Origin of the sequence: Bartonella sp. AP58NXGY, from assembly GCF_042195785.1 — a bacterium.
Taxonomy (GTDB): Bacteria; Pseudomonadota; Alphaproteobacteria; order Rhizobiales; family Rhizobiaceae; genus Bartonella.
Genome location: NZ_JBHIOY010000339.1, coordinates 1 through 621, shown reverse-complemented (window position 1 = coordinate 621; position 621 = coordinate 1). Strand labels below are relative to the sequence as shown.

1 protein-coding gene is annotated in these 621 nt (G+C 38.2%); it reads left to right on the top strand.

Annotated features, from left to right (window positions below; all coding sequences use genetic code 11):
* The coding region (locus tag ACFINC_RS11280; protein WP_375617261.1) for an OpgC family protein at positions 1–621 on the top strand (621 nt) is incomplete at both ends.

The following is a 621-nucleotide window of genomic DNA, read 5'->3' as shown; positions in this document are numbered from 1 at the left end:
CCTTTTTGTCGTGATACACGCATTGATGTTTTTCGTTCTTTAGCTCTGTTGACGATTTTCATCAACCATATTCCCGGAACGCTCTATGAGCATATGACCCATAAAAATTTCGGTTTTTCTGATTCTGCAGAGATTTTTGTTTTGCTTTCAGGGATTTCGCTGGGGTTAAGTTTTCATGGGCGGTTACAGCAGAAGCCTTTTGCTTTTATTATCCGAAAATATTGGCAGAGGGCTTTGCAGCTCTACGCAGCGTATCTTTTGACCACTTTTGTCACGTTAAGCCTGTTTTTAGGGGCTTTTTTCTTATGGCGAACAGAAAAATTGTTAACGATGAATAATGTGGGGCTCTTTTTTACAGAGCCTGTTATCGCATTTTTAAGCACTTTAAGTTTTGGGCATCAATTGGGCTATAATAATATTCTGCCACTTTATATCGTTTTGATGTTTTTTGCACCTTTCATCCTTTATTTGAGTTGTAAACAGACAAAGTGGCTGCTTTGGGGCTCGTTTATACTCTATCTTACTTGCGGATTTTATAAAATTGCTCCTCCTTCTTATCCTATAGAGGGAAAATGGTTTTTGAACCCTCTTTCTTGGCAATTCTTATTTGTCATAGGCTTG